Annotated in this window: 1 protein-coding gene; it reads left to right on the top strand. The window is 42.9% G+C overall.

All coding sequences use genetic code 11. From position 1 onward, the window contains the following. The coding region (locus NYG90_RS10485) for a hypothetical protein (protein ID WP_285265041.1) at positions 1–2,073 on the top strand (2,073 nt) is incomplete at both ends.

Raw genomic sequence — 2,073 nt, 5'->3', positions numbered from 1 at the left:
CCATTGATAAACTAGAGCTCACTAAAGACGCTGATAGCGTAACCAATAATGCTGTGTATAACACAGGCGGTGGCTTAGCAAGTGGTATCATCAAAGAGCTTGATGTCAAAAGCGGCAATGCCACCATAAACACCCTAAATGGTGTAGGACAAGGAGAAGGAACCAATGTAGAGCCCCATACACTCTCTAATATAAAAATAACTGCTAATAGCGCTAAACTCACCGTTGATACCCTAAGCGTAGGACTCAAAGGCAACACTGCTATGGAGAGAGTAACAATCAATAATAATACAGGTGGTAATGGTAGCAACAAAGAATTTGCCGTCAATAAAATCCAAGTAACCTATCTTGATGGCGACTTTGACCCTGCAAAAAGCATTAGCAAGAATCTCAAAGACTATGTATCTAGCAATACCATTAGCCAAAGCTATGTCGATAACAATTCTAAGCCCACCTTTGAATCAAGCCCAGAGCTCCAAGGCATAGGGGTGAAGTTTAATCCCGATGGCACCCCTATCTTTGAGGTAGAAGCCTCCTTGGCTGCAAGTATGACAAGCGTAGTTGTGCGCCAATCTATGCGACGAAAAATGCTCATAGACACCTATCTCGCAGAACAAAACAGAAGAAGCTTGAAAAACAAAGAGCGTAGAACCAAGCAGCGCATAGAAGCAGCCACTCTAGCAGAAGCAAGAGCCCAGTATCAAAAAGACCTAGCCAAATACAAGCTAGACTTAGCCAAATGGGATAAGCTTGCTAGCACCAAAGAGAACAAAGCCCTAATCGCCAAATACGAGCAAGAGGACAAAGCCTACCAAGCAGCCAAAGCTCAATACGACAAAGACAAAAAAGCCTATGAAGACAATCGCAAAAACCTAGAGCTACTCTCTAAAGCACAAAAGATAAAAGCTCCCACAGAGCCTAAAGCTCCTGTAATGCCAAATCTCAAGCCAAGTGATAAAGACTACAAAAAAGCTATGGCTAACTATGACAAAGCACAAAAAGCCTATGAAAAAGCAATGAGCAAATATGAGCAAGAGCTTAGAATCTATACAGAGGAGAACAACAAGCTAGAGACAATAGCCAAAGCTAGCAATCTCAAAGCTCCAGTAGCTCCAAAAGCTCCTATAAGACCAAACCTAAAACCAAATCATAAAGACTATAAGCGAGTAATGGCAGCCTATGAGTCAAACCAAAAAGCCTACCAAGCAGCTCTCAAGCAATATGAGCTTGATAAAAAGAGCTATGAAGAGAAGAGAAAGAGACTAGAAGTGCTTGCAAAAACTAGTAAGTTTAATGCCAATCTCAAAGCTCCCATAGAGCCTAAAGCTCCTATGCGCCCAAATCTCAAGCCAAACCACAAAGACTATAAAAAAGCTATGAGCAAATACGAGCAAGAGCGCAAAGACTATCTAAAAGACTTTAAACAATACGAGCAAGATAAAAAGAGCTATGAGAGAGAGTATCAAAAGCTTATAGCCCTAGCTGATGCCCAGAGCAATAAGCTAAAAGCTCCCACAGAGCCTAAAGCTCCCACTAAGCCTAAAATCCTAGCCAGCAAGCCAGAAATGCCACAAGAGCCTAAGCTTGGCGAAGTAAGTGCAGAGCTACTAGCTAAGCATAAAGTCCAAGGGGATTTCTTTATCCGTGCCTATGGTGGGACAGGCTCACATAAAGCAACCAATGGCGCACAAACTAACTCCTGGAGTGCAGGCACACTCATTGGCGCAAATTGGGATCTAGCCCTTGGACAAACAAGTGGGAATATCGGCTTCTATGGTGGGTATGAGTATATCTACAATGGCTATAAGCAAGCCCATATCGATGCCCAAGGACACACAGGCTTTGTGGGGCTACGCTTCTCACATCTTTTTGCTAGGACTAAGCTAGCTGGATTCTACTATCTAGCTGACATCAATGGCGGCTATACAGATATATCTGTAGGGCAGGATATGAATGGTATGCGATTTAGTGCCAATGTAGGGAATATCAACTTTGGCTCATCATTGAGACTAGGCTCATCTGTGTATATGTATGGGGCTAAGTCTATCCTCTTCCCATCAATTGGAGTAGGAG

Origin of the sequence: Helicobacter zhangjianzhongii (assembly GCF_030249855.1) — a bacterium.
Lineage (GTDB): Bacteria > Campylobacterota > Campylobacteria > Campylobacterales > Helicobacteraceae > Helicobacter_B > Helicobacter_B zhangjianzhongii.
The sequence above is the reverse complement of the archived record's forward strand: the minus strand, read 5'-3'. Positions and strand labels throughout refer to the sequence as shown.